At 58.7% G+C, this 715-nt stretch carries 2 protein-coding genes; one reads left to right on the forward strand and one right to left on the reverse strand.

The window, feature by feature from the left end:
• Window positions 1-435: pentapeptide repeat-containing protein (locus PDO_RS16800; RefSeq protein ID WP_007604490.1), on the forward strand; the 435-nt coding region annotated here is incomplete at its 5' end.
• On the opposite strand, the gene PDO_RS28840 is transcribed toward PDO_RS16800, so the two are convergent.
• Window positions 394-715, reverse strand: a 322-nt coding sequence (locus PDO_RS28840; RefSeq protein WP_210161524.1) for a hypothetical protein, incomplete at its 5' end; no start/stop codon positions are given. The genes PDO_RS16800 and PDO_RS28840 overlap by 42 nt on opposite strands.

The following is a 715-nucleotide window of genomic DNA, read 5'->3' on the forward strand; positions in this document are numbered from 1 at the left end:
GCAATTGCGCAGCAGGCAAACCTCCAGGGCGTGGATCTCAGCGGTTTGGACCTCACTGGGGTGAATCTCTGGAACGCGGACCTCACCGGGGCTATCCTTAAGGGAGCGAAGCTGGACGAGGCGAGCCTCCGTCAGGCAATCGCGCAGGATGCAAACCTCCAGGGCGTGAATCTCATGGTGATGGATCTCAGCGGGATGGATCTCAGCGGTTTGGACCTTACTGGGGCGAACCTCACCGGGGCGGACCTCAGAGGGGCGAACCTCAGCAAGGCGAACCTCCGTGGGGCGAACCTCAGCAAGGCGAACCTCCGTGGGGCGATCCTCAAACATGCGGACTTCGCGCGGGCTGAACTCAACATGGTCCAGGTCTTTAACATTCGGCTCCCGAAGCAATCACTTTATTCCTTTTTCCGCCGCAGGGAAACGCAGATCTAATAACAAGACTTTCTTGGGTGTGCATGTCCGGATCGTAGAAACGGAACACGCGCTGACCCCATGCCTGCAGTCAACGATCAGAACGATTTGGTTGCGCGCCTCTTCGGACTTACAAAAGTTGTGAACGGTCGTCGAGAAGTGCGGGTATTCGGTGCCGAGCTTGCAACAGAGGTTTTCAGCAGTGGCTTCGGCGTAGACGTTCGATGGGATCGGCTGGCCCCTGACTTGCCTGCGCGCAGGCAAGTCAGGGGCCAGCGCGTCGAGAAGTGTACCGGAGAGG

The organism is Rhizobium sp. PDO1-076, assembly GCF_000247475.1.
Lineage (GTDB): Bacteria > Pseudomonadota > Alphaproteobacteria > Rhizobiales > Rhizobiaceae > Allorhizobium.